The 20,471-nt window shown below is 48.0% G+C and carries 21 protein-coding genes; 13 read left to right on the top strand and 8 right to left on the bottom strand.

Annotated features, from left to right (window positions below):
* Positions 1 to 35: 35 nt before the first annotated feature.
* The 7 genes from dprA (at position 36) to polA (ending at position 7,558) form a co-directional block, all read left to right on the top strand.
* Positions 36 to 1,073, top strand: a complete 1,038-nt coding sequence (gene dprA, locus B2U97_RS05690) for a DNA-processing protein DprA (RefSeq protein WP_227016336.1) — start codon at positions 36 to 38, stop codon at positions 1,071 to 1,073.
* Positions 1,074 to 1,076: 3 nt separating this feature from the next.
* Complete coding sequence (locus B2U97_RS05685; RefSeq protein WP_011233284.1) at positions 1,077 to 1,550, top strand: DUF494 family protein; 474 nt, start codon at positions 1,077 to 1,079, stop codon at positions 1,548 to 1,550.
* Complete coding sequence (locus B2U97_RS05680; RefSeq protein ID WP_011233285.1) at positions 1,550 to 2,062, top strand: DNA topoisomerase family protein; 513 nt, start codon at positions 1,550 to 1,552, stop codon at positions 2,060 to 2,062. The genes B2U97_RS05685 and B2U97_RS05680 overlap by 1 nt, the downstream gene beginning before the upstream one ends.
* A gap of 27 nt (positions 2,063 to 2,089) precedes the next feature.
* Positions 2,090 to 2,650 carry an L-threonylcarbamoyladenylate synthase gene (locus tag B2U97_RS05675; protein WP_286823855.1) on the top strand — a complete coding sequence of 187 codons (561 nt, stop codon included), beginning with the start codon at positions 2,090 to 2,092 and terminating at the stop codon, positions 2,648 to 2,650.
* Positions 2,643 to 3,557, top strand: a complete 915-nt coding sequence (gene hemF, locus B2U97_RS05670) for an oxygen-dependent coproporphyrinogen oxidase (RefSeq protein WP_286823857.1) — start codon at positions 2,643 to 2,645, stop codon at positions 3,555 to 3,557. Before B2U97_RS05675 ends, hemF begins: the two co-directional genes overlap by 8 nt.
* Positions 3,554 to 4,393, top strand: a complete 840-nt coding sequence (gene aroE / locus B2U97_RS05665) for a shikimate dehydrogenase (protein WP_286823859.1) — start codon at positions 3,554 to 3,556, stop codon at positions 4,391 to 4,393. The genes hemF and aroE overlap by 4 nt, the downstream gene beginning before the upstream one ends.
* 399 nt (positions 4,394 to 4,792) lie before the next feature.
* A complete protein-coding gene (gene polA / locus B2U97_RS05660; RefSeq protein ID WP_286823861.1) occupies positions 4,793 to 7,558 on the top strand; it encodes a DNA polymerase I in 2,766 nt (921 codons plus the stop codon).
* A 127-nt stretch (positions 7,559 to 7,685) separates the two neighbouring features.
* Here polA and B2U97_RS05655 read toward each other — a convergent pair whose 3' ends face one another.
* Both B2U97_RS05655 and yihA read right to left on the bottom strand, forming a co-directional pair.
* Entirely contained in the window at positions 7,686 to 8,597 is a 912-nt protein-coding gene (locus tag B2U97_RS05655; protein ID WP_286823862.1) for a DMT family transporter, read from the bottom strand.
* Complete coding sequence (gene yihA / locus B2U97_RS05650) at positions 8,584 to 9,204, bottom strand: ribosome biogenesis GTP-binding protein YihA/YsxC (RefSeq protein ID WP_011233291.1); 621 nt, start codon at positions 9,202 to 9,204, stop codon at positions 8,584 to 8,586. Before yihA ends, B2U97_RS05655 begins: the two co-directional genes overlap by 14 nt.
* 195 nt (positions 9,205 to 9,399) lie before the next feature.
* On the opposite strand from yihA, the gene B2U97_RS05645 reads away from it, so the two are divergent.
* The 4 genes from B2U97_RS05645 (at position 9,400) to cysE (ending at position 12,346) form a co-directional block, all read left to right on the top strand.
* Positions 9,400 to 10,026 (top strand): c-type cytochrome, encoded by a 627-nt coding sequence (locus B2U97_RS05645; RefSeq protein ID WP_286823863.1) that lies wholly within the window; start codon positions 9,400 to 9,402, stop codon positions 10,024 to 10,026.
* A 611-nt stretch (positions 10,027 to 10,637) separates the two neighbouring features.
* Entirely contained in the window at positions 10,638 to 11,051 is a 414-nt protein-coding gene (locus B2U97_RS05640; RefSeq protein WP_034819346.1) for a GTPase-activating protein, read from the top strand.
* The gene (locus tag B2U97_RS05635) at positions 11,051 to 11,509 is read left to right on the top strand and encodes a DUF2489 domain-containing protein (RefSeq protein WP_286823864.1); all 459 of its coding nucleotides are present in this window, start codon (positions 11,051 to 11,053) and stop codon (positions 11,507 to 11,509) included. Before B2U97_RS05640 ends, B2U97_RS05635 begins: the two co-directional genes overlap by 1 nt.
* A 9-nt stretch (positions 11,510 to 11,518) precedes the next feature.
* On the top strand, positions 11,519 to 12,346 hold the full coding sequence (gene cysE / locus B2U97_RS05630) for a serine O-acetyltransferase (RefSeq protein ID WP_286830329.1): 828 nt from the start codon (positions 11,519 to 11,521) through the stop codon (positions 12,344 to 12,346).
* Here cysE and B2U97_RS05625 read toward each other — a convergent pair.
* From B2U97_RS05625 to B2U97_RS05615, 3 genes are all read right to left on the bottom strand, one after another.
* Positions 12,343 to 13,914: a methyl-accepting chemotaxis protein gene (locus tag B2U97_RS05625; RefSeq protein ID WP_286823865.1), complete on the bottom strand. Its 1,572-nt coding sequence runs from the start codon at positions 13,912 to 13,914 to the stop codon at positions 12,343 to 12,345. The two genes, cysE and B2U97_RS05625, sit on opposite strands and share 4 nt — an antisense overlap.
* A 168-nt stretch (positions 13,915 to 14,082) precedes the next feature.
* Positions 14,083 to 14,289: a cold-shock protein gene (locus B2U97_RS05620; protein WP_011233297.1), complete on the bottom strand. Its 207-nt coding sequence runs from the start codon at positions 14,287 to 14,289 to the stop codon at positions 14,083 to 14,085.
* A gap of 183 nt (positions 14,290 to 14,472) precedes the next feature.
* The gene (locus B2U97_RS05615; protein ID WP_034819335.1) at positions 14,473 to 15,018 is read right to left on the bottom strand and encodes a hydrolase; all 546 of its coding nucleotides are present in this window, start codon (positions 15,016 to 15,018) and stop codon (positions 14,473 to 14,475) included.
* 199 nt (positions 15,019 to 15,217) lie between these two features.
* Here B2U97_RS05615 and purE point away from each other — a divergent pair, with 199 nt between their 5' ends.
* Together purE and B2U97_RS05605 are read left to right on the top strand one after the other, a co-directional pair.
* Positions 15,218 to 15,709 (top strand): 5-(carboxyamino)imidazole ribonucleotide mutase, encoded by a 492-nt coding sequence (gene purE / locus B2U97_RS05610; RefSeq protein ID WP_011233299.1) that lies wholly within the window; start codon positions 15,218 to 15,220, stop codon positions 15,707 to 15,709.
* Entirely contained in the window at positions 15,706 to 16,794 is a 1,089-nt protein-coding gene (locus B2U97_RS05605) for an ATP-grasp domain-containing protein (RefSeq protein WP_286823866.1), read from the top strand. The genes purE and B2U97_RS05605 overlap by 4 nt, the downstream gene beginning before the upstream one ends.
* A gap of 36 nt (positions 16,795 to 16,830) precedes the next feature.
* On the opposite strand, the gene B2U97_RS05600 is transcribed toward B2U97_RS05605, so the two are convergent.
* From B2U97_RS05600 to B2U97_RS05590, 3 genes are read right to left on the bottom strand one after another with little or no spacing between them, the layout of a single operon-like run.
* Positions 16,831 to 17,481 (bottom strand): alpha/beta hydrolase, encoded by a 651-nt coding sequence (locus tag B2U97_RS05600; protein WP_286823867.1) that lies wholly within the window; start codon positions 17,479 to 17,481, stop codon positions 16,831 to 16,833.
* A complete protein-coding gene (locus B2U97_RS05595; RefSeq protein WP_286823868.1) occupies positions 17,481 to 18,302 on the bottom strand; it encodes a prephenate dehydratase in 822 nt (273 codons plus the stop codon). The genes B2U97_RS05600 and B2U97_RS05595 overlap by 1 nt, the downstream gene beginning before the upstream one ends.
* The gene (locus B2U97_RS05590) at positions 18,299 to 20,338 is read right to left on the bottom strand and encodes a S9 family peptidase (RefSeq protein WP_286823869.1); all 2,040 of its coding nucleotides are present in this window, start codon (positions 20,336 to 20,338) and stop codon (positions 18,299 to 18,301) included. Before B2U97_RS05590 ends, B2U97_RS05595 begins: the two co-directional genes overlap by 4 nt.
* Positions 20,339 to 20,471 lie beyond the last annotated feature (133 nt).

Raw genomic sequence — 20,471 nt, 5'->3', positions numbered from 1 at the left:
TAGTTTACCTTAAATTGGTAGGTCAAGGACAGTCTGTGAACACACAGGAACTATGTGTATTAATGGGGATGACACGCGCATCAAACAAGGTACAGAAAGCTGCTCGGGAATGTACCAGCTGGGATGCCATTTTTGAACGATGGGGGCAATCGCTAAAACCGGTCGAGGCGCGTTGGTTAAATGCAGCTGAAAATTGGTGTCGTAGTGACTATCAGGGCGTTATTTCTTACTTTAGTGAAGATTATCCAACTGCGTTAAAAGCCATAGCTAATCCGCCCTGGTTACTTTATTACCGGGGTCGTAAAGAGCTTTTGCAAGGAGTTAGTGTGGCTATTGTTGGCAGCCGCAAAGCCACTCACAGTGGTTTACAAATTGCTGACTGGTTTAGCGAGCGCTTAGTTGCGGCGGGTGTTGTGGTGGTTAGCGGTCTGGCGATGGGCATTGACGCTCAAGCACATAAAACCGCAGCCGATAAAGGAAAAACCATAGCGGTTTTAGGTACTGGTATCGACCAGTACTACCCCAGAAGAAACAAAGCCTTACAGGACTTTATTGCACATCAGGGGTTGCTGATTTCCGAATTTCCGCCCGGGCAAACCGCGCGAATCGATCATTTTCCCCGCCGTAACCGTATTATTAGTGGTATCAGTCAGGCCGTGGTGGTGGTTGAAGCGGCGCGCAAAAGCGGTTCGCTTTCAACGGCAATACACGCTTTGAACGAAGGGCGTGAAGTTGGAGCTGTTCCGGGATCGGTGTTGTTGCCTGAGCATCAGGGCTGCCACTGGTTAATTCAACAGGGCGCTAAGTTAATTAATACGCCGCAGGACATTCTTGACTGGTTCTCGGTTGACGATACTGAGGTTGCCATAGAAGGTGATACCGAATGTCGCGATGAAAGCTTGGCAAACAATCGATTGTTCGCTAGTCTGAGTTCAGAGCCACGAACAATTGATGACATGGTACAATTGTCCGGACTCGAGGTTGCTGAAGTCATGGAGAAAGTAGTGTTACTCGAATTAGAAGGGCTAGTGGCAGCCGTACCAGGCGGTTATATCAAAGTGGGGAGGCGCTAAAGTATGTTTGATATCCTCATGTACTTGTTTGAAAACTACATTCATTCGGAAATGGAAGTTGTAGTTGATCACGATGAGTTAACCAATGAACTTACCCGGGCTGGTTTCCGTCACCAGGAAATCCAGAAGGCTTTGGCGTGGTTAGAACGCCTGGCCGATTTGCAGCAAATGGAAACCAAGTCTTATCTGGATGTTGCTCCGCAGCAGTCTACCCGTATTTATACCGCGGCAGAGATGACTCGTTTGGACAGCCAGAGCCGGGGTTTTCTGATGTACCTGGAAAACCTGGGTGTGCTTGATTTTGCTACACGAGAAGTAGTCATTGACCGTGTGATGGAACTGGAAACGCCGAACTTTACTCTGGATGACCTGAAATGGGTTGTACTCATGGTGCTGTTTAATGTTCCGGGCCAGGAAGCTGCGTACGACCAAATGGAAGGTTTGCTGTTTGAGGAAGCTGAAGGACCCCTGCATTAATGTCATCAGATGAGCGCTGCCCCCGTTGTGAGCGACCACTGGTTATTAAACATGTTGGGCATAACAGCTTTTTAGGCTGTACCGGTTACCCGGACTGCGATTATAAACGAGGCCTTCGGGAGCAATCTGAAATTGAGCCCGAAGATCTCGGTGTTCCTTGTCCTGAGTGTGGCCAGGAACTGCAGTTAAAGAGTGGTCGTTATGGCTTATTTGTTGGCTGTAGCGGTTTTCCTGAATGCGAGTTCGTTACTGAACCTAACGTTGAGGAAGAAGAGACGATTCGCTGCCCGGAATGCGGCAAAGGCCAGTTACACCAAAAAACATCGCGGCGCGGTACCGTATTCTACGCTTGCGACCAATACCCGAAATGTGAATTTACCGTGAATCAGCCTCCGGTCGATGAAACCTGTCCCAAATGCCGGTACCCACTGCTGGTGAAAAAGAAAACCGCCGCCGGAATTCGCAAAGTCTGCCCGCAAAAGCAATGCGACTATAAGTCGGACGCGTTATAATCCGACTCATTGAGTTGAGGAGTGATTATGGCAGATACATGGGAAGCAGCGCACAGCGCTATAAAAACGGGCATTATTGCCTATCCGACAGAGGCGGTATTTGGACTGGGATGCGACCCCCGCAATGAGGTTGCTGTTCAGAGGCTATTAAGCCTGAAACAGCGACCTGCCGAGAAAGGTCTTATATTAATTGCCGCCGATTACAGTCAGTTACTTCCCTATGTTGAAGACTCCGCTATTGCGCAGGACAAACGATTCAGCGTTTTGTCACATTGGCCGGGGCCGGTTACATTGATTCTGCCGGTAAGAAAGGGCGTATCAACCTTATTGACGGGCGGCCGCAATACCATTGCTGTGCGAGTGACTGCACATGAACCTGCCAGAGCGTTGTGCCGCGAACTGGGCCACGCGTTAGTCTCTACCAGCGCCAATTTAACCGGGCAGGAACCCGCCCGAACTGCGGCAGAAGTTCGTCAGCAATTTGGTGACAGTGTGGACTGGATAATGGATGAAAGCACCGGTGGAGCTGCGAACCCGACTCGAATCATAAACCCATTAAATAATCAGGTTCTCAGAGACGATGCATAATGATTACTTGAAGCAGGTAAAAAGCTACCTGATGTCGTTGCAGGATGCTATTTGTCAGCAGTTGGCGCAGGCGGACGGTGAGCAGATCTTTCAGGAAGACAGCTGGGACCGGCCGGGAGGCGGAGGTGGTCGCTCGAGGATCATAAAAAACGGTGCGGTTTTTGAACAGGGTGGTGTGGGCTTTTCGCACGTGTACGGTGAGAAAATGCCTGCCTCGGCAACGGCACACCGACCAGAGCTGGAAGGTCGCGACTTCAATGCCTGTGGTGTTTCTCTGGTAATGCACCCGGAAAATCCTATGGTACCGACGGTCCATATGAATGTGCGTTTTTTTATTGCGCAAAAAGAAGGTGAAGAACCGGTTTGGTGGTTTGGCGGTGGCTTCGATTTAACGCCGTTTTATCCTTTTGATCAAGACATTATTGAATGGCATCAACAGGCGAAAAACGCGCTCGATAGCGTCGATGAAAAGCTCTATCCGGAGTATAAAGCCTGGTGCGACGATTACTTTTTCCTTAAGCATCGCGACGAAGCGCGCGGTGTAGGTGGTATATTTTTTGATGACCTTAACGACCGTTCATTTGACGAGAGCTTTTCGGTGATAAAAGCGGTCGGTGATGCTTTCACCAAAGCTTATTTGCCTATTGTCGAACGCCGCAAAAACCTGGCTTATACTCAGCAACAAAGAGACTTCCAGTTATATCGCCGCGGGCGTTATGTGGAATTTAATCTGGTCTGGGATAGGGGAACTTTGTTTGGTCTGCAAACCGGTGGCAGAACGGAGTCTATTTTAATGTCGATGCCGCCGCTGGCGCGTTGGGAATACGACTGGCAAGCTCAGCCGGGCTCTGCGGAAGAGCAGCTTACCGAGTATTATTTAAAACCCAGAGACTGGCTGTCAGTATGAAATCCGTGACCAGCCTGGGCGTATTCGGGAATCCCATAGCGCATAGCCTGTCTCCGCGTATTCATGCGTTGTTTGCGCAGACTCGGCAAGACTCAATTAACTATCAACGCTATTTATCCACGCCTGGGCATTTTCCCCTACGGGTTGCTGAATTTTTCCGCCATGGCGGGCAGGGTGCCAATGTCACCTTGCCATTCAAACAGCAGGCTGCATCCTTGGTTACTAAACTGTCCGATCGTGCGCGGTTAGCGGGGGCGGTGAACACCTTAATTCCTTATGGCAATGGTCAGCTACTAGGTGATAATACTGATGGCGAAGGTTTAATTATTGACCTTAAAAATAAAGGCCTTGAAGTAAGTGAGCACTCACTTGTTGTTTTTGGTGCCGGAGGCTCCGCGCGGGGAATAATACCTCTTCTGCTGGAGCAAAACCCGCGATGTCTGTATTTGGTTAATCGAACGGCAAAGAAAGCTGAAATACTTAAATCTCAGCTAGAGACACTGGGGCTGGTTGCAGCGAACCGAATTCAGGTACGTTCCTCTGCGTCTGAAATTGACGAACCCATAGATCTGTTAATTAACGCCACCAGCAGCAGTTTGAATGGACAGCGTTTAACGCTCCCTCCGCTGCTATCCGAAAATGCCTCTGGCTATGACTTAATGTATGCCGACCAACCAACGGTATTTATGGAGCAACTGACGCAGGCCGGCTGTAAAAATGTCAGCGATGGATTTGGCATGTTGATTGAGCAGGCAGCGTCCTCTTACCAACTTTGGATGGGAGGCGAACGCCCCGATACTGCATTTGTTATGGCTGAAATGCGAACTCCTAGTTGATTGATTGAAAAGGGGTTTTCTTTGCTTTTTATAAGTAAAGAAAAATGAGGAACAAAAGGTTATAAAAAAACTGAATTTGTCAGTAGATCATTGCTGATTTTATGGTAATCTGTCTGACCTGCTTTTGAGGCATTTCCTTCCATTTAAGGACAAGAGCAGAATAGTTTCCACAGTGAAACATAATAATAAAAAGTACTAGGTATTTCGGGAAACCTGCCGTTTTAAATCCCATACTATCAATAACTTAAGTAAATTTTGGACACGGGGAAATTTAAACTTCCGGCTGTGGCATGAACCGTTGTTAACAGAGTTATTAACAGGTTATGCACACTCTGTTCAGTGGCCTGAATTGCCGTTCTGTGGCATCCTATAGGTAACGCTTAATTTAGGTTCTTAACTATGGCCACATCTGTTCCAGAAAATCCTTTTATCCTTGTCGATGGTTCTTCTTATTTGTTTCGCGCTTTTCATGCGCCGCCGCATTTAACCAACTCAAAAGGTGAACCGACCGGAGCTATTTATGGCGTCGTTAATATGCTTCGAAGCCTGTTAAAGCGCTATAAACCCAGCCATATGGCGGTAGTTTTTGATGCCAAAGGCAAAACCTTTCGTAGCGACATTTACCAGGACTACAAAGCAAACCGTCCACCTATGCCAGACGATTTGCGAAGTCAGATCAAACCTTTGCATGACATTGTCCAGGCTATGGGTTTACCGCTGCTTTGCATTGACGATGTTGAAGCCGATGATGTTATTGGCACGCTGGCGCGGCAGGCCGGCGACAAAGGTCGCTTTACGCTGATTAGTACCGGCGATAAAGACATGGCTCAGCTGGTCAATGAACATGTCATGCTCATTAACACCATGACCGATACTTTAATGGACCCTGAAGGGGTTGAGAAAAAGTTCGGGGTTAAACCGAATCAGATTATCGATTATTTAGCGCTTATGGGTGACAGCTCGGACAACATTCCCGGGCTGCCCAAAGTGGGCGAAAAGACGGCACAGGCTCTGCTGCAAAGTATTCCCAGCATTGACGCTATTTACGAAAATGTGGATGCAGTAACTGAGCTTTCTTTCCGTGGCGCGAAGTCTATGCCGGCTAAGCTTAATGAATATAAAGAACAGCTGCTGATGTCGCGTGAGCTGGCAACGATAAAGCTCGATGTGGCAATGGATTTACAACCGGAAGAGTTGAAAATACAGACGGCAGACAGCGAAAAACTGCAGGAGCTCTACAGTCGTTGTGAATTCCGCCGGTGGCTTGGTGAGCTAATGGAAACTGGAGCGGCAACGGATCAGGCTCTGGGCGAAACCGATGGCGAAAAACCGACCAGCGATATCAACAGAGACGCGTACCGTGTATTGATGACTGAAAAAGACGTCAGCGATTACATAACGCAACTGAAAAAATGCGATTACTTTGCCTTTGATACCGAAACAACCAGCCTTAATTATATGGAGGCTGAACTGGTTGGAGTGTCTTTAGCAATGGCGCTGGGCGAGGCTGTGTATATACCTGTCGGGCATGATTATATGGAAGCGCCGGAGCAGGTGGGCCGGGACTGGTTACTGGAGCAGTTAAAGCCTTTACTGGAAGCTGAAAAGCCGCAAAAAGTGGGGCAAAACCTGAAATACGACTCGCATATTCTGCGTCGCTATAAAATTCGCCTGGCGGGAATTTTAAATGACACCATGCTTGCCTCCTACGTGTTTAACAGCGTTGGATCGCGACACGATATGGATACCTTAAGCCTTCATTACCTGAACCATAAAACCATTAGTTTTGAAGACATTGCAGGTAAGGGTGCGAAGCAACTAACGTTTAATCAGATTGCTTTAGAGCAGGCCGGGCCCTACGCGGCTGAAGATGCCGACATTACCTACCGATTGCATGATGTGCTCTGGAATAAAGTAAAAGAAACAGGCAGCGAGCTGCAAAGTGTTCTTACCGACATTGAAGTGCCGTTAGTGCCTGTCTTGTGCGATATGGAACAGTACGGCGTGCGTATTGACGCAAACTTGCTGGGTAAGCAAAGCCAGGAAATTGCGGAAAAGCTTGATGCGCTGGAGAAAAAGGCGTTTGAGATTGCAGGCGAGGAGTTCAACCTGGGCTCGCCGAAACAACTGCAACGCATATTCTTTGAAAAGCTTGAGTTGCCAATTGTGAAGAAAACACCAAAAGGCGCGCCGTCAACGGCTGAGGAAGTTTTGCACGAGCTGGCTCATGACTACCCCTTGCCGGATGTGATCCTGCAGCACCGTGGCTTGTCGAAGCTCAAATCAACCTATACCGACAAGTTACCTAAGATGATTAACCCCGATACGGGACGAGTACACACCTCGTATCAGCAGGCGGTTACTGCAACCGGGCGCTTGTCCTCAACAGACCCTAACCTGCAGAATATCCCTATCCGTACCGCTGAAGGGCGCAGAGTGCGTCAGGCTTTTATTCCCGAGCAAGGCTACAAGATTGTCGCTATTGACTACAGCCAGATTGAACTGCGTATTATGGCCCACTTGTCGCAAGATGAGTCTTTGCTTAAAGCCTTTGCCGAAGGTCTGGATATTCACCGTGCGACAGCGGCCGAAGTATTTGGCTGTAAGGCTGACGAAGTCACTAATGACCAGCGGCGTCAGGCAAAAGCGGTGAACTTCGGGCTAATTTACGGTATGTCAGCCTTTGGGCTGGCGCGGCAACTGGGTATTGCCCGTCATGAAGCTCAGCACTATATGGACAAGTATTTTGAACGCTTCCCTGGAGTTTTGCGTTACATGGAAGATACTCGCAAGCAGGCAAAAGAGCAGGGCTATGTTAAAACCCTGTTTGGACGTCGTTTACCCTTGCCGGATATAAAAGCCAGTAACGGAGCCCGTAGAAAAGGGGCGGAACGTGCAGCTATCAATGCGCCAATGCAGGGCACTGCAGCGGATATCATTAAGAAAGCTATGCTGAAAGTTGCCAACTGGATTGACAGTAATAACTGTCAGGATGATGTGCGTATGCTAATGCAAGTTCACGATGAACTGGTGTTTGAAATAAAAGAGTCAAAATTAACGGATTATATTGAACAATTAACTGAAGTAATGGAAAAGGCTGCAAGCCTTGATGTGCCTTTAATAGCGGAAGCTGGTAAAGGCAATAACTGGGACGAAGCTCATTAATTTTAAGAATTGTCTGAACTTTTTATAAAGGGTCTAGTCACAACAAGTGAGGGCATTAATCCTCCCTCAAAAAATTGTTCTCCCTGGATTACTTTTCGCCCGGCTTTTTAGTCGGGCTTTTTTCTGTCTATTTTTGCGGTATGCCGGCCAGACCGGAGCGGCCTCTGCGGTTAGCGAACCAAACCCCAACTAAAATGGCAAGCATTCCAAACCCTTGCTGCAACCAAAAGTCTTCGCCATCAAGTATCCCCAATATAAGAGCGACAATGGGAATGAGGTAGGTGACCGAACTGGTAAAAACGGTATTGGTGAGCTGCACGACATGGTTAAAAATAACCAAGGCGCCTGCCGTTCCTGCAATACCCAGAGCCAGAACAGAAAGCAGCGACAACATTGCGCCTGGCTGCTGAACCTGAGTAATAAACTCCGTTCCTGCAAACAAGTAGATTGTTGCCGGAACGGCAGCCATAAGCAACGATATGCCGGTAATGGTTAACGGCGATAAGTCACTGATCTTGTGTTTAATGAGGTTCAGGTTGAGGCCATAACAAACTGTTGCGGCCAGGACTAACAAGGCGTACAGATTAAAGTCCCAGCTGCCATTAGCCGAAGCCGTAACCAGAAGCAAAGTACCAAACAAGCCAATGGCTACGCCAATAACCTGTGCTATGCGCGCTTTCTGATGAAAGAACAGCGCACCGATAACCAGTGTTGCGATAGGGGTTAACGCATTTAGAACTCCGGTAACGCCGCTTGCCAGCTGTGTTTGGGCAATGGCAAACATAAAAGCCGGAATAAGACTGCCAACCAGCCCGACACTGGCAAGCTTTAACCAATGTTTGCGGGTAATTTTATTCAGTCGGCGGGCAATGAAAGGGGCAAGTACAAGCCCTGCTGAGCTAATGCGTAGCGCGCCAACTTCCATTGGACCAAAGGCCAGTAAGCCTTTTTTTATCAGTAAAAAAGAGCTACCCCAAATTAATGCGAGTAACCCTAATAATAACCAGGCACTAAGTGGTGGCGTGTTATTCGTCGTCATACTCTTTGCTATACCACTGGTTGAGTTTCTCTTCGACTTGCTCGACACCTATGCGCTTCAATGAGGAAAAGGCTTCAACCTGGACGTCGCCGTTGAATGCAATTGCCGCTTGCTTGGCTTTCAAAACGGTTGATTTGCGTGCGCCTTGTTTGAGCTTGTCAGCCTTAGTTAATAAAGCCAGTACCGGCAGGTCGCAGTCTACAGCCCAGTAAATTAATTCCTGATCGGTTTCGCGGAAAGGGTGACGAATATCCATTAATACCACGATGCCTTTTAAACTGTCCCTTTGCTGAAGGTACTCGCTTAAAGAGCGTTGCCACTTTTCTTTGACAGCTAATGGAACCTTAGCGAATCCGTAGCCGGGTAAATCTATCAGTCGCTGACCTGTGGTAAGTTCAAAAACGTTAATTAACTGAGTCCGTCCAGGCGTTTTACTGGTGCGGGCCAACGCTTTTTGACGCGTCAGAGTGTTTAACGCACTGGATTTCCCTGCGTTAGAACGGCCGGCGAAAGCAACTTCAATGCCTGAGTCCGGCGGCAGTTTGCTGATATCTGGTGCACTGGTCACAAATTTTGCCGATGCGTAATCTAATTGCTGATCTGCCACTATTAAGGTCACTTTTATTGAAAAAACGGAACATCTACGCGCATTATGAAGTATCCGGACAGTATCTCCAATGATCATTTAGCAATTGATTCGGTTTTAATCATTTAATCCACACAAGTTTTGTGTAAAATAGCAACCTGCTTAAGGTGATTTATTGGGGCGCGTGGCGCCATCCAGAACAGAAGAGAAGCAAACATGAAAAAATTCGCAATCTTTTTGGGACTTTTCTTCGGTACCGCCGGTATCGCAGTAGCACAAAGCGGCAACGCTGAAGCCGGAAAAGAGAAATCGCAAGTTTGTGCGGCTTGCCATGGGCCCAATGGTGAATCTCCGACCGATATGTATCCGCATTTGGCCGGTCAGCACGAAAAATATTTGTTGAAACAGCTGAAAGATTTTAAATTGGCCTCTGAAACAGGCGGCGAAGAAGGTCGTAATAACCCGATTATGATGGGGCAGGTTGCTTCATTGTCGGAGCAAGACATGGCCGATCTTGCCGCGTTTTATGCATCGAAGGACTCACCGAAAGGCGAAACACCTAAAGATCTTATTGCCAAAGGTGAAGACTTGTTCCGCCGTGGAAACCCTGAAACCAATATGCCTTCATGTGCGGGTTGTCACGGCCCTCGTGGAAACGGTATGGGGTTAGCTGCTTTTCCTGACATTTCAGGTCAGCATGCCGCATACACCAAGTCTCAGCTAGAAATGTTCCGTAGTGGTGAGCGTGCAAACGACCCGAATGGAATGATGCAGGGCGTTACAGAGAAAATGACAGATGAAGAAATTGAGCTGCTGTCTAAGTTCTTGAGTGGCTTGTATTAAATTCGTATTTGCGAATAGGAAAGCGGCTTCGGCCGCTTTTTTTATAGCTATGAAAAATGTTATGAGCAATGTGCTTTTTTGTGCCTTGTTAACAAAAAGTAATAAAAAAGTGGTTTTTTAGATCAATAAAATCATTGAATTAATATTTGGTTCAAGTAGTCTTAACAACGCTCGGGGAGCTTCCAGACAGAAAAAAACAAAAAAAGATGTTAAAAGCCCTTGAGAAAATAATAAAAAGACTGTAAAAATACAGCTGACTCGACACAAAAAAATAACAAGAGGTCGAGAGGTTATCGAAAAGTCAGATGTTATCTTATTTCTCGATAATCCAGGGAGTAAAGCCAACAGGCTCGCGGTTGCTCCACTTAAATAATAACAATAATAAAAAGCAGACAGGTTACGGAAAACCGCAATAAAAACTCGGAAACAGTGACAACCATTCTCATAGTTGCAGTGCGCTGCCAATTTTATGGGAGAATCAGGCGATGTGAAAGCATCGCCTTTTTTCTTGCCTAAAAATCATCTCAGACTTGTAATTCGTTGCTCCCCACTGACGTAATCCACGTTATTGCGTTACAATAGACCACATTAGTTGTTATTCAGGAGCGACCATGACTCGCCAGAAAAAGACACGTAAGGCCGGACCATTGGCACAGCCTAAAACTCCGAGAGATGCACGCGCAACAGATGCGGCATCCAAGGGCAAGAAAAAAGGAAAGGGACAAGCGCCTGGTCAGCGACATTCATCGGCTAAAGTTCTGCAGCAAAGCAAAACAAAAGGGGATGAGAAAGATCCCCGGCACGGAAGTCGTCGTAAAATAGCTTTGGTGATGACACCTGAACAGGAGCTGAAGCAGTTGCAGGAAGATACCAAACTGCAGCTACTGGCTGAACGCTTTGAAAACGATGAGTCTCTGACAGCAGAAGAGCAAAGCTACCTGGACGAAAAATCTGAGCGTTACGAGCAGCTGATTGCCAAACTGGGTTATGAACTCGATGAAGAATGGGACGACGAGGAGAGCTAATGTCCAGCGAACTCTATTGGATTATCGCCATTGTAGGCATAGCGATTATTGTCGCTCTGGGTTGGTACGCAGCCACTTTGGTGCTGCGTTTACGCACTCAGACTCAAGTTCGCGAAGCCGCGGTGCAAAAACGCGTTGACCGTATTGATGAAAGCATTATTACCATAGCCAAAGCCATGCAGCAGGAGCAATGCCCGCTGTCTGAAGGATGCTTGAGAATTGTGGTACTGCTTGATCATCGACCTGAAGCGGTCGATTACGATTACTCTAATGACTACCCAGCAATGCACGATATGTACGAGAAAATTAAGCATATGCCAACGCATGAATCGCGTAAGAAGTTTCCTAAGAAGAAAGTGAAGGAAATGGACGACGAGCGGGAAGGCTATGAGAAGTCCATGCGCGATATTATTCTTGCTGACGTTGATAAACTATTAAAGCAATTTCCGACGGCCTGAGGAGGCGGCATGGCGTTTTTTAAAGGTGTAAAAGAAGATATAGCCAGCGTTTTTGCAAGAGACCCGGCTGCGCGCAATACCATGGAAGTGTTATTTCACTACCCCGGGCTTCATGCTACCTGGTTTCATCGCGTAAGCCATAAGCTCTGGGGCTGGAAACTGTATTGGCTTGCCCGTTTTGTCTCTAATATTTCACGCTGGCTTACCGGTATTGAGATCCATCCCGGGGCTAAAATTGGCCGCCGCTTCTTTATCGACCACGGTATGGGTGTGGTTATTGGTGAAACTGCGGAAATTGGTGACGATGTCACTCTTTACCATGGTGTCACTCTTGGTGGTACAAGCTGGCATAAAGGTAAGCGACACCCGACATTGAAAGACGGTGTGGTTATTGGTGCCGGCGCTAAAGTACTGGGTCCCATTACGGTTGGAAAGTCTGCCCGCATTGGTTCTAACGCTGTTGTTGTTCGCGACGTACCAGAATTAACAACGGTAGTAGGCATTCCGGCGCGTGTGGCTCAGTCTGGTGTTGATAAAGAAACGACTGAACGACGCAAAAAAATGGCTAAGGAATACGGTTTTGATGCTTATGCTATCTCGGCAGATAACCCCGACCCGGTGGCAACCGCAATAGGCCGGATGTTGGATCATGTGCAGGTGCTGGATAACAAAGTGTCTGACCTATGCCAGGCGGTTAATAAGCTAGGTGGCGATGTCTGCAGTGAGATCCCCGAAGTTGATATGGATGACGTCGAGTTTTTAGAAGAAAGCGAACGCGCCGCTAAACGACGCGCTCACAAAGATGATACTTCTGTATCAGATGAGCAGAACCATTAACTTTTTAAGTTAAAGCGCTCAATCAATGAATACAGCTCTTTGCTGGTATTTTGAAGTTCGTTGCTTGAGTGCTGAGTTTGTTCAGCCGTTTTCTGAGTCTCGCGAGCGGTATCAGCAATTTGAGTAATCTGTTCACTGATATGGTCTGCAACTCCGCTTTGCTCTTCGACAGCAGACGCCATTTGCGCTGACATGTCAGAAATCTCCTGAATAGCCACTGATATTTCACCCAGCGCGCTGTCCGCAAGACGAACTTTTTCCACCCCTTCAGATGCTGCCTGCTCGCCCTGTTTTGATACTTCTACAGCATTACGGGCACGATCGCGCAGTTGCTGAATAACTTTGTGAATACTTTCGGTGGACTGAGTAGTTCTTGAGGCCAGCGAGCGAACCTCGTCAGCGACCACGGAAAAGCCACGGCCATGTTCACCGGCACGAGCGGCTTCAATGGCGGCATTCAATGCTAATAAATTGGTCTGGTCTGCAATAGAAGAGATTAAATCGGCGGCTTCGCCGATAGCCCCGGTAGATTGATCAAGTTCCGCGACCGTTTTGGCTATTTCTTTTACTGCGTCATGCAACCTGATAATAACTTCACTGGCTTCTCTTGCCAGCCCGACACTTTCGTTAATGTTGGTTTTGGCTGATTCGGCTTGCTCCGCATTACGTTCTATTGTGTCGGCTACTTCCTGAATGGCGGTGGCCATTTGGTTCATCGCGGTTGCCGTCTGCTGTGTCGCTGCGGTTTGTTTATCGACATGCTGACTGCTCAGCTGCGCCTGATTGTATGTATCTTCGGTCACTTTAAGAAGACCGCCAACCGCATCTTTCATTCGGCTTAAGGCGGTTCGGTTACGCGCGCCTTCGCTAATAAGCTGCATCGCAAGCCTGGCTTCCCGGCCCTGCTTGTTGAAGTAAGTCATACCGACCAGCTCAGAGTCGAAAGCATCTGTGCGCAAAGTTAATAGCCCTTGCAGCATACGGCCAACATAGGCGCCATAAGCAAGCGTTGATACCGCCGTACCTGCTAAAGTGATAAGTGCCGCTACGGGGTCACCTAGTAAGGCTATAATGGCACTGGCTATCACACCGGGAACTATCACGGGTATTAAATCTTTACAGCCTAGCCATATACGTTTGCCAAGTGGAACGGCATGTTTACCGGCGTTAAGCCTGTCATAAACGCCTTGTGCGCGTCTTTTGAGTTCATCTGAGGTGGCAACCCGCACCGATTCGAAACCCACCGGCTTATCGTTCTCCATTATTGGCGTAACATAAGCACTGACCCAATAGTGGTCGCCATTTTTACAGCGGTTTTTAACTAAGCCCATCCAGGGTTTGCCGCGTTTAATGGTTTTCCACATATGCTCGAAAACGCTGGCCGGCATATCGGGGTGACGCAAAAGGTTGTGCGGTGAACCAATTAGTTCGTCGCGAGTATAGCCACTAATATTAACGAAGTCTTCGTTACAGTGTCTGATGACCCCTTTTAGATCGGTTGAAGATATCAACCGATAGTGGTCTGGAAAGCGGCTTTCCTTTCCTGTTACCGGACCATTATTTTTCATAAGCGCCTTAAAGTTGTTTGATTAACATCAATATTAGTAAGGTTATCGTGATTTTCTAGAAAAAGTTTAGCGAAGTAGGCATTTAGCCATAAAAAAACGCCGCTAAAAGCGACGTTTTTGAAATTCTTTGTGTAAACGTTCGATACCCGTAAGGGCAACGAAGGTTCCTTACATAGGAACTACGTTTTCAGCTTGTGGACCTTTAGGGCCTTGAGCTACGGTGAAAGAAACCTGCTGGCCTTCTGCCAGAGTTTTAAAACCGTCAGACTGAATAGCGCTGAAATGTACGAAAACGTCTGCGCCGTTTTCTTGTTCGATGAAACCGAAGCCTTTAGCTTCGTTAAAGAATTTTACTTTACCAGTAGTAGTAGACATGCTGATATTCCTCGTAGTGCATGTTGAAATCAATGTATTGCTCAAAAAACTTAGGTATTACTTGGACTTACAAAACGAGGTACAGCAAAAAGGACTTCGTAAAAAATCTCAAATCAATAGCCGAAATTTTCTCAGCGGTTTCGAGTATACGCTTAATATAACCCGAGTCAACAATACCTTGCGTTATTTTAACCAGTTACGGCTGATATGGCGAAAAGTATCGGTGCCGGACTTCTCTAACCATTCAAATGCCGCCATCTCTGAAGTAATAATTTCAACGCCGGCGTTTCGCATGCGCTCAATGGCACTGTCCTTGTCTGTAGGGCGGCGCGAGCCTACTGTGTCAGCGGGTAAGAAGACCTGATAACCCGAAGCCTGAAGCTCTATTGCTGTTTGCAAGACACAGACGTGGGTTTCCATGCCCATAATAACCACATGCTTTTTATTGTATTCAGAAAGTACGTCGCGAAAGGTGTCGTCGCGCAGCGCACTAAAGTGGGTCTTTTCAACCACTCGCGCCGCTTCAATAATATCTTGCAGGCTATCAACGGTGTAACCTAAACCTTTCGGATACTGTTCGGTAATAAGAATAGGCAAATCCAGTTGCATGGCAATTTCGCCTAGCCAGCGCATACGAGAAGTAACCACATCGCGTTGGTGGATGGCTGGCAGCAACTTCTCCTGAGCATCAACAATCAGTAGTAAAGAGTCTTTCGCAGAAAGTAGCATGATGTATTCCTGTTGGTACTAAGTGATAACAGATACTAACTCTAGCTGATTAACACTACCATCAGCAAAAAGTCTAAACTGAGTTAATAAATTTGGTTAATAATTATGCGTGAAATTTGCAGTTAAGGCGGTCAATGGCTACAATCCCCGCCTTTCCAAATGCAGATGCACATCCAAACAGTAAACAAAAGGTGACACCATGGCTCCGGTATTGATTCTAATGGGTTCCCAGTCCGATTGGCCGGTAATGCAAAAAGCGGCAGAAATGCTCGAGTCTCTGGGCATTAAATGGCAGGCTAAAGTGGTATCTGCACACCGCACGCCGGACTTACTTAAATCCACCATGGAACAAGCGGAACAAGATGGTGTACCTGTGGTTATTGCGGGAGCCGGTGGTGCTGCTCATTTACCGGGTATGCTGGCGGCTTATACGGCCATACCGGTGTTTGGTGTGCCAGTTCCGAGCAAGCAGTTAAAAGGTTTAGACAGCTTGTTGTCCATTGTGCAAATGCCTAAGGGTGTGGCTGTTGGTACTCTGGCTATTGGCGATGCCGGAGCGGCAAACGCAGGCTTACTAGCGGCACAGGTTATTGGCAGCTTTGACAGCGATGTGCGCAAACGAGTACACGAATTCCGCACAGCGCAAAAAGAAAAAGTGATGGCTAACTCAGACCTGGAACTACCAAAATGAAAATTCTGATCCTTGGTAACGGCCAGTTAGGGCAAATGCTGGGTAAAGCGGTTATTCAGCAGGGTCATGAATGCGTTTTATACAGCGACAGACAAGATCAGGTCATGGCATTGGGTAGCCAGCAGCCGTTATCGATTACGTTAGCGGAAGCGAATGAATGGGCTGATGTCACTACCTGGGAACACGAGCACTTAGGTGAAGAGTTGGTGGCTAAAGCTGCCGACAAGTTTCTGTTGCAACCTGAACGCTTTAATCAACTGGTTGACCGTCGTTCTCAAAAAGCCCTGTGCGATGAGCTGGATATACCAACATCGGCCTGGAAGGCATACGAAAACGCAGCTGAGTTAAGCGCTATTTTAAACGCCTGCGACCATGCAGTTGTCATTAAATCGGCAAAAGGCGGTTACGATGGCAAGGGCCAGTGGCGCTGGCGCCCGGGTGACGACATTGCGACCGTTGCAGAAGACGCCGGACAGCGTCCGGGTATTGTTGAAGATATGATCGATTTTACCGATGAAGTGTCGGTTGTCGGTGCGCGTTCACATAAAGGTGAGCAGCGCTGCTTCCCACTGACGTTGAACGTGCATACCCAAGGCATTTTGTCGTATAGCCTGGCGGGTGCTGAGCACTTTTCTAAAGAACTGGAAGCCTTAGCCAAAGAACACCACCAGAAACTGACGAATGCGCTGGACTACGTCGGTGTATTAGCCATTGAGTTCTTTGTAGTCGGTGAAGGAGACAACCAACACTTGCTGGTGAACGAAGTGGCGCCGCGGGTTCATAACTCCGGTCACTGGACCATGAGCGGTGCTAACTGCGATCAGTTTAATTTGCATATACGTGCTATTACCGGCTTGCCATTACCGGACTTGCTGATTGCGCCAACGCTAATGGTTAATGTAATTGGTGTTGCCGGAATCCCTGAAGCCTTGTGGGAAGCCGCCGCTGCCGACTGTCACTGGTACGGTAAAGAGGCACGTCCCGGGCGTAAAGTGGGTCACGTGAACATTATGATTGACTCGTTTGAACGGGGCGAGAATCTGGCCAGCAGCTGGGCGGAAAAGCTGCAACTGCTGGCTGGCTAAACTTTTTAGAGCGGTCACAATTCTGTGAATGAGCGGCTAGAACCGCTCATTCAGCCATTTCTGCATATCCTGAACCTGCTCCATACACAGTGAATGTGGCATTGGGTAGGTCTGATATGTCACTGTAAAACCTTTCTCTTTTAATGCCGCGCAGGCTTTTTGTCCCAGAACTTCCGGCACAACCGGGTCCTGTGTGCCGTGCTGAACCAAAATAGGCAGTTGCGCGTTGGCTTCATTTACCTCAATGTCACCCGCGGTGGCAAAATAAGTGGAATGCGCCATTAAACCGGCCAGTGGTTTAGGGTAAGTCAAAGCTGCTTCATAACCCACTGCGCCACCTTGTGAAAACCCGGCAATAATAATGCGCTTACTGTCGATGCCCTGAGCAACTTGTTCGTCGATCATAGCGTGCACTTTCGCTACTGACTCGCGCAACTGCTGGCTGTCAATTTGGCGGTCAATGCTCATGTCGGTAATGTCATACCAGGCTGGCATGACCATGCCCTGGTTTATGGTGACCGGCATTTGCGGAGCGTGCGGAAATAAAAAGCGAATCTGCGCGTTATTAATTTTTATGTGTTCTGTCATGGGTACAAAGTCGTTACCCGACGCACCTAAGCCGTGAAGCCAAATAATAACCGCATCGGCGTTACCCGCAGGCTCATGTTTAATAACTTCCAGAGACATTACTGATTCCCTATAGCTGCGGCCGGGTACGAACCCAGCCAGTGAATGTTGTTCATTTTCGCCAGTTCCTGCAAAGCGGCTGCTATACCTGGCTCGCTGAGGTGCCCGTCAAAATCAATAAAGAAATGATAGTCACCAAACTGACTTCCCGCCGGTCTTGAAACAATGGAGGTTAAGTTAATTTGCTGTTTTGCAAAAACCTGTAAGCTGTCGACCAATAAGCCCGGGTGATCGTTGTCGTCAATGAGCAGCAAACTGCTTTTCCAATGCGTACTTTTATCAAATTCCGGCGTTTCAGATGTTGCGGATAATACCACGAAGCGCGTTTCGTTACGTGGGTTGTCAGCGATGTTGCTGTTCAGAATCTGTAATGAAGCGGGGCAGCTTACGTGCTTGGGAACCACCGCCGCAGATGGCTTTTCGGTGGCCAGCAACGCATCGAGCGACAACGCATTACTCGCAGTGTGTATAACCGGAAGCCCCAATCCATTCAGATACTGATTGCATTGACCGGCGGCTACGAACTGTGCCCATATTTGCTGCGGTTCAGCACTGTTGGCCAGGCACTGAAAACCAACCGGAATGCGAATTTCCGCCTGAATATGTAGTGGGCGCTGAACCAGGTAGTCCACAACAGGAGAGACAAAGCCCTCGGTTAAATTTTCAATAGGCACAACTGCAGCGTCGCAGTCATTACCAATTGCGTCCAGACAACTCACCAGACTGTCCAGTAACTGAATTTGGTGTTGCCTTTCGGGTTGATAAAGCCCTGCCGCAACCTCGGAAAAGGTGCCGGCAGGGCCCAGTGTCGCTATTCTCATTTCTTATACTGCTCAAACCACGCCAGCGCGTGTTCAATTTTGGCTATCATATTAGAAGGGCGAGCCGTAACACCGTGAAAAGCGCCTGGAACACGTACCATAGCGGTGTCGACTTTTTGCAGCTTCAACGCCTGATAGAACTGCTCGGTTTCCGATATTGGCGTACGGCGGTCTTCTTCACCAGTGAACAACAATACCGGTGTTTCAACGTCACCCACCATAGACAGCGGGGAGCGTTGCCAGTAATGCTCCAGTTCTTCCCATGGCATACCCGGGAACTGGTTTGTAATTTGACCAATAGAGCTATCAGCTGTCAGTACTTTACTCACCCAGTTAATAACGGGGTTAGTGGCTGCCGCGGCGTTAAAGCGATTGGTCAGTCCGACTGCATAGGCTGTGGCGATACCGCCTGCCGAGCCGCCGGCAATAAACAGGTTGTCTGAGTCGGCAATGCCTTTATCAATGAGTAAATCAATGCCGCTCATGTGGTCAGCAAAGTCATAAGGTGACGAGTAGTTGCCGTCCAGCAGCATGGCAAAGTCTTTACCGTATGAAGTACTGCCGCGATGGTTTACATAAAGCACCACATAGCCTTCGGCTGCATAGCGCTGGTGTTCTGCGGCAAAATGCGGACCGTAAGACAGGTGAGGACCGCCGTGTATTTCTAACAGTAACGGGTACTCTTTGTTTTCATCGTAGTTTGGCGGAGTAATGTACCAGCCATGAATCTCCTTGCCGTCATAGCGCGACTCATAGCGAATCTCGTGAACTTCACCCAGCTCACGGTGACCTAGCAGGTCTTCATTAAGCTGAGTAAACTGAACCGCTTCGCCATCTTGTGGCTGATAACCGACATCGGCGGGGCGATATTCAGACCCTTTTGTGTAGGCAATAGCACCGGTTTTTGAGGCCGTAAAAGAGCCCATGGTATAAGGACGGCTGACGTAAACACCGGAAACATCATCCACCCGATTCGTCAGCTCATTGCTCAAGGTGACATCAGCAACTACGGTTTTGCCCTGATCGGCGTATGAAACCGCAAGCGACTCATTGCCTGTCCATTGTGGCGAGCTGAAAGAACGATCGAAGTCAGCCTGTAACTCTGTTTCCGACCTCTCACTCCAGTCCATTATCCATAATTGTGACTTATGGTAAGGCACCGGCTCGTTAGAGCTGTGTAAGTAAGCTAAATGTTCGCCGTCTGGTGAGAACTGTGGTGATGACTCGCGGCCGGGTTTGTTAGTTACCTGAGTCACTTCTTTTGAACTCAGGCTTACGCTGTAAAGGTCACTTTCATTCACCTGATAGGCCCAGTCTTCAGAGCGGTTGCCAGAAAAAATCAAATGCTTATCGTCGGCTGCCCAGGTAAGTGGGCCGCCATGTCGGTAAGGGCCGTCGGTTAACTGGCGCGCGCTACCGCCGTCTGCAGGTACGACAAAAATTTGTGTGTGCGCAGGCTCTAAAACGCCGGTGCCGTCGCGTTGATAATAGGCTTCCTGAACAATAATGGGAGAGTCAGACCACTTAGCGCCTTTAGGTTTTGTTGGCTTTTTCACACTTTTAGCAAAAGGCGTAGGCTCGGCTTTAACCGACATAGTAAAAGCCAGTTGGGTGTCGTCGTTAGACCAGCTAATACTGCCGGGGCTTTCGCTTACGTGAGTGACTTTGGCGGTGCGTTGCTCTTTAATCCAGTGCACATGAATTTGGTTTTTTTCAGAACGGTTAGAGGCAAAGGCAAGGCGAGTACCGTCATTCGACCAGGCGAGGCTGCCGTAGTTAAACTGATCGTCAAAAATCGGTAAATGTTGACCGGTTTCGGTATCAATTAGCCATAATGAGCGCCGGGTATTGTCTTTCATGTCGTCAAAACTGTTGCGGATATACGCAATGTATTTGCCGTCGGGTGAAATACTGACCTGATTAGCGTATTCAAGCTGGAAAATATCGTCCGCCTGGAATGTTTCTTGTGATAAGGCTGGAACGGAAGTGAAAAGTAGCGCTAAGCTACCGGCAATGACTGAGTGCTTTAACCACATTGTTATTCTCCTTTTGGGTTATGGCTTTACGTTACTCAAGCTTGCGGAGCGATGCAAAGAGTTCCGTTCAAGTTGTTGGAAAATACGGTAAACTGAAGGCCTTTTCCAAAGGCTGGACGAAAATTAAAAAGGA

Source organism: Idiomarina sp. UBA3176, assembly GCF_002364295.1.
GTDB lineage: Bacteria > Pseudomonadota > Gammaproteobacteria > Enterobacterales > Alteromonadaceae > Idiomarina > Idiomarina loihiensis.
The sequence above is the reverse complement of the archived record's forward strand: the minus strand, read 5'-3'. Positions and strand labels throughout refer to the sequence as shown.

Bases quoted from the DNA above. Each gene is read 5' to 3' on its own strand.
- B2U97_RS05675 (WP_286823855.1), top strand. From the start codon at position 2,090: ATGGCAGATACATGGGAAGCAGCGCACAGCGCTATAAAAACGGGCATT.
- B2U97_RS05645 (WP_286823863.1), top strand. From the start codon at position 9,400: ATGAAAAAATTCGCAATCTTTTTGGGACTTTTCTTCGGTACCGCCGGT.
- B2U97_RS05605 (WP_286823866.1), top strand. From the start codon at position 15,706: ATGAAAATTCTGATCCTTGGTAACGGCCAGTTAGGGCAAATGCTGGGT.
- cysE (WP_286830329.1), top strand. From the start codon at position 11,519: ATGGCGTTTTTTAAAGGTGTAAAAGAAGATATAGCCAGCGTTTTTGCA.
- B2U97_RS05680 (WP_011233285.1), top strand. From the start codon at position 1,550: ATGTCATCAGATGAGCGCTGCCCCCGTTGTGAGCGACCACTGGTTATT.
- B2U97_RS05595 (WP_286823868.1), bottom strand. From the start codon at position 18,302: ATGAGAATAGCGACACTGGGCCCTGCCGGCACCTTTTCCGAGGTTGCG.
- B2U97_RS05625 (WP_286823865.1), bottom strand. From the start codon at position 13,914: ATGAAAAATAATGGTCCGGTAACAGGAAAGGAAAGCCGCTTTCCAGAC.
- hemF (WP_286823857.1), top strand. From the start codon at position 2,643: ATGCATAATGATTACTTGAAGCAGGTAAAAAGCTACCTGATGTCGTTG.
- B2U97_RS05655 (WP_286823862.1), bottom strand. From the start codon at position 8,597: ATGACGACGAATAACACGCCACCACTTAGTGCCTGGTTATTATTAGGG.
- B2U97_RS05685 (WP_011233284.1), top strand. From the start codon at position 1,077: ATGTTTGATATCCTCATGTACTTGTTTGAAAACTACATTCATTCGGAA.
- B2U97_RS05600 (WP_286823867.1), bottom strand. From the start codon at position 17,481: ATGTCTCTGGAAGTTATTAAACATGAGCCTGCGGGTAACGCCGATGCG.
- B2U97_RS05635 (WP_286823864.1), top strand. From the start codon at position 11,051: ATGTCCAGCGAACTCTATTGGATTATCGCCATTGTAGGCATAGCGATT.
- B2U97_RS05620 (WP_011233297.1), bottom strand. From the start codon at position 14,289: ATGTCTACTACTACTGGTAAAGTAAAATTCTTTAACGAAGCTAAAGGC.
- B2U97_RS05590 (WP_286823869.1), bottom strand. From the start codon at position 20,338: ATGTGGTTAAAGCACTCAGTCATTGCCGGTAGCTTAGCGCTACTTTTC.
- B2U97_RS05640 (WP_034819346.1), top strand. From the start codon at position 10,638: ATGACTCGCCAGAAAAAGACACGTAAGGCCGGACCATTGGCACAGCCT.
- purE (WP_011233299.1), top strand. From the start codon at position 15,218: ATGGCTCCGGTATTGATTCTAATGGGTTCCCAGTCCGATTGGCCGGTA.
- polA (WP_286823861.1), top strand. From the start codon at position 4,793: ATGGCCACATCTGTTCCAGAAAATCCTTTTATCCTTGTCGATGGTTCT.
- B2U97_RS05615 (WP_034819335.1), bottom strand. From the start codon at position 15,018: ATGCTACTTTCTGCGAAAGACTCTTTACTACTGATTGTTGATGCTCAG.
- aroE (WP_286823859.1), top strand. From the start codon at position 3,554: ATGAAATCCGTGACCAGCCTGGGCGTATTCGGGAATCCCATAGCGCAT.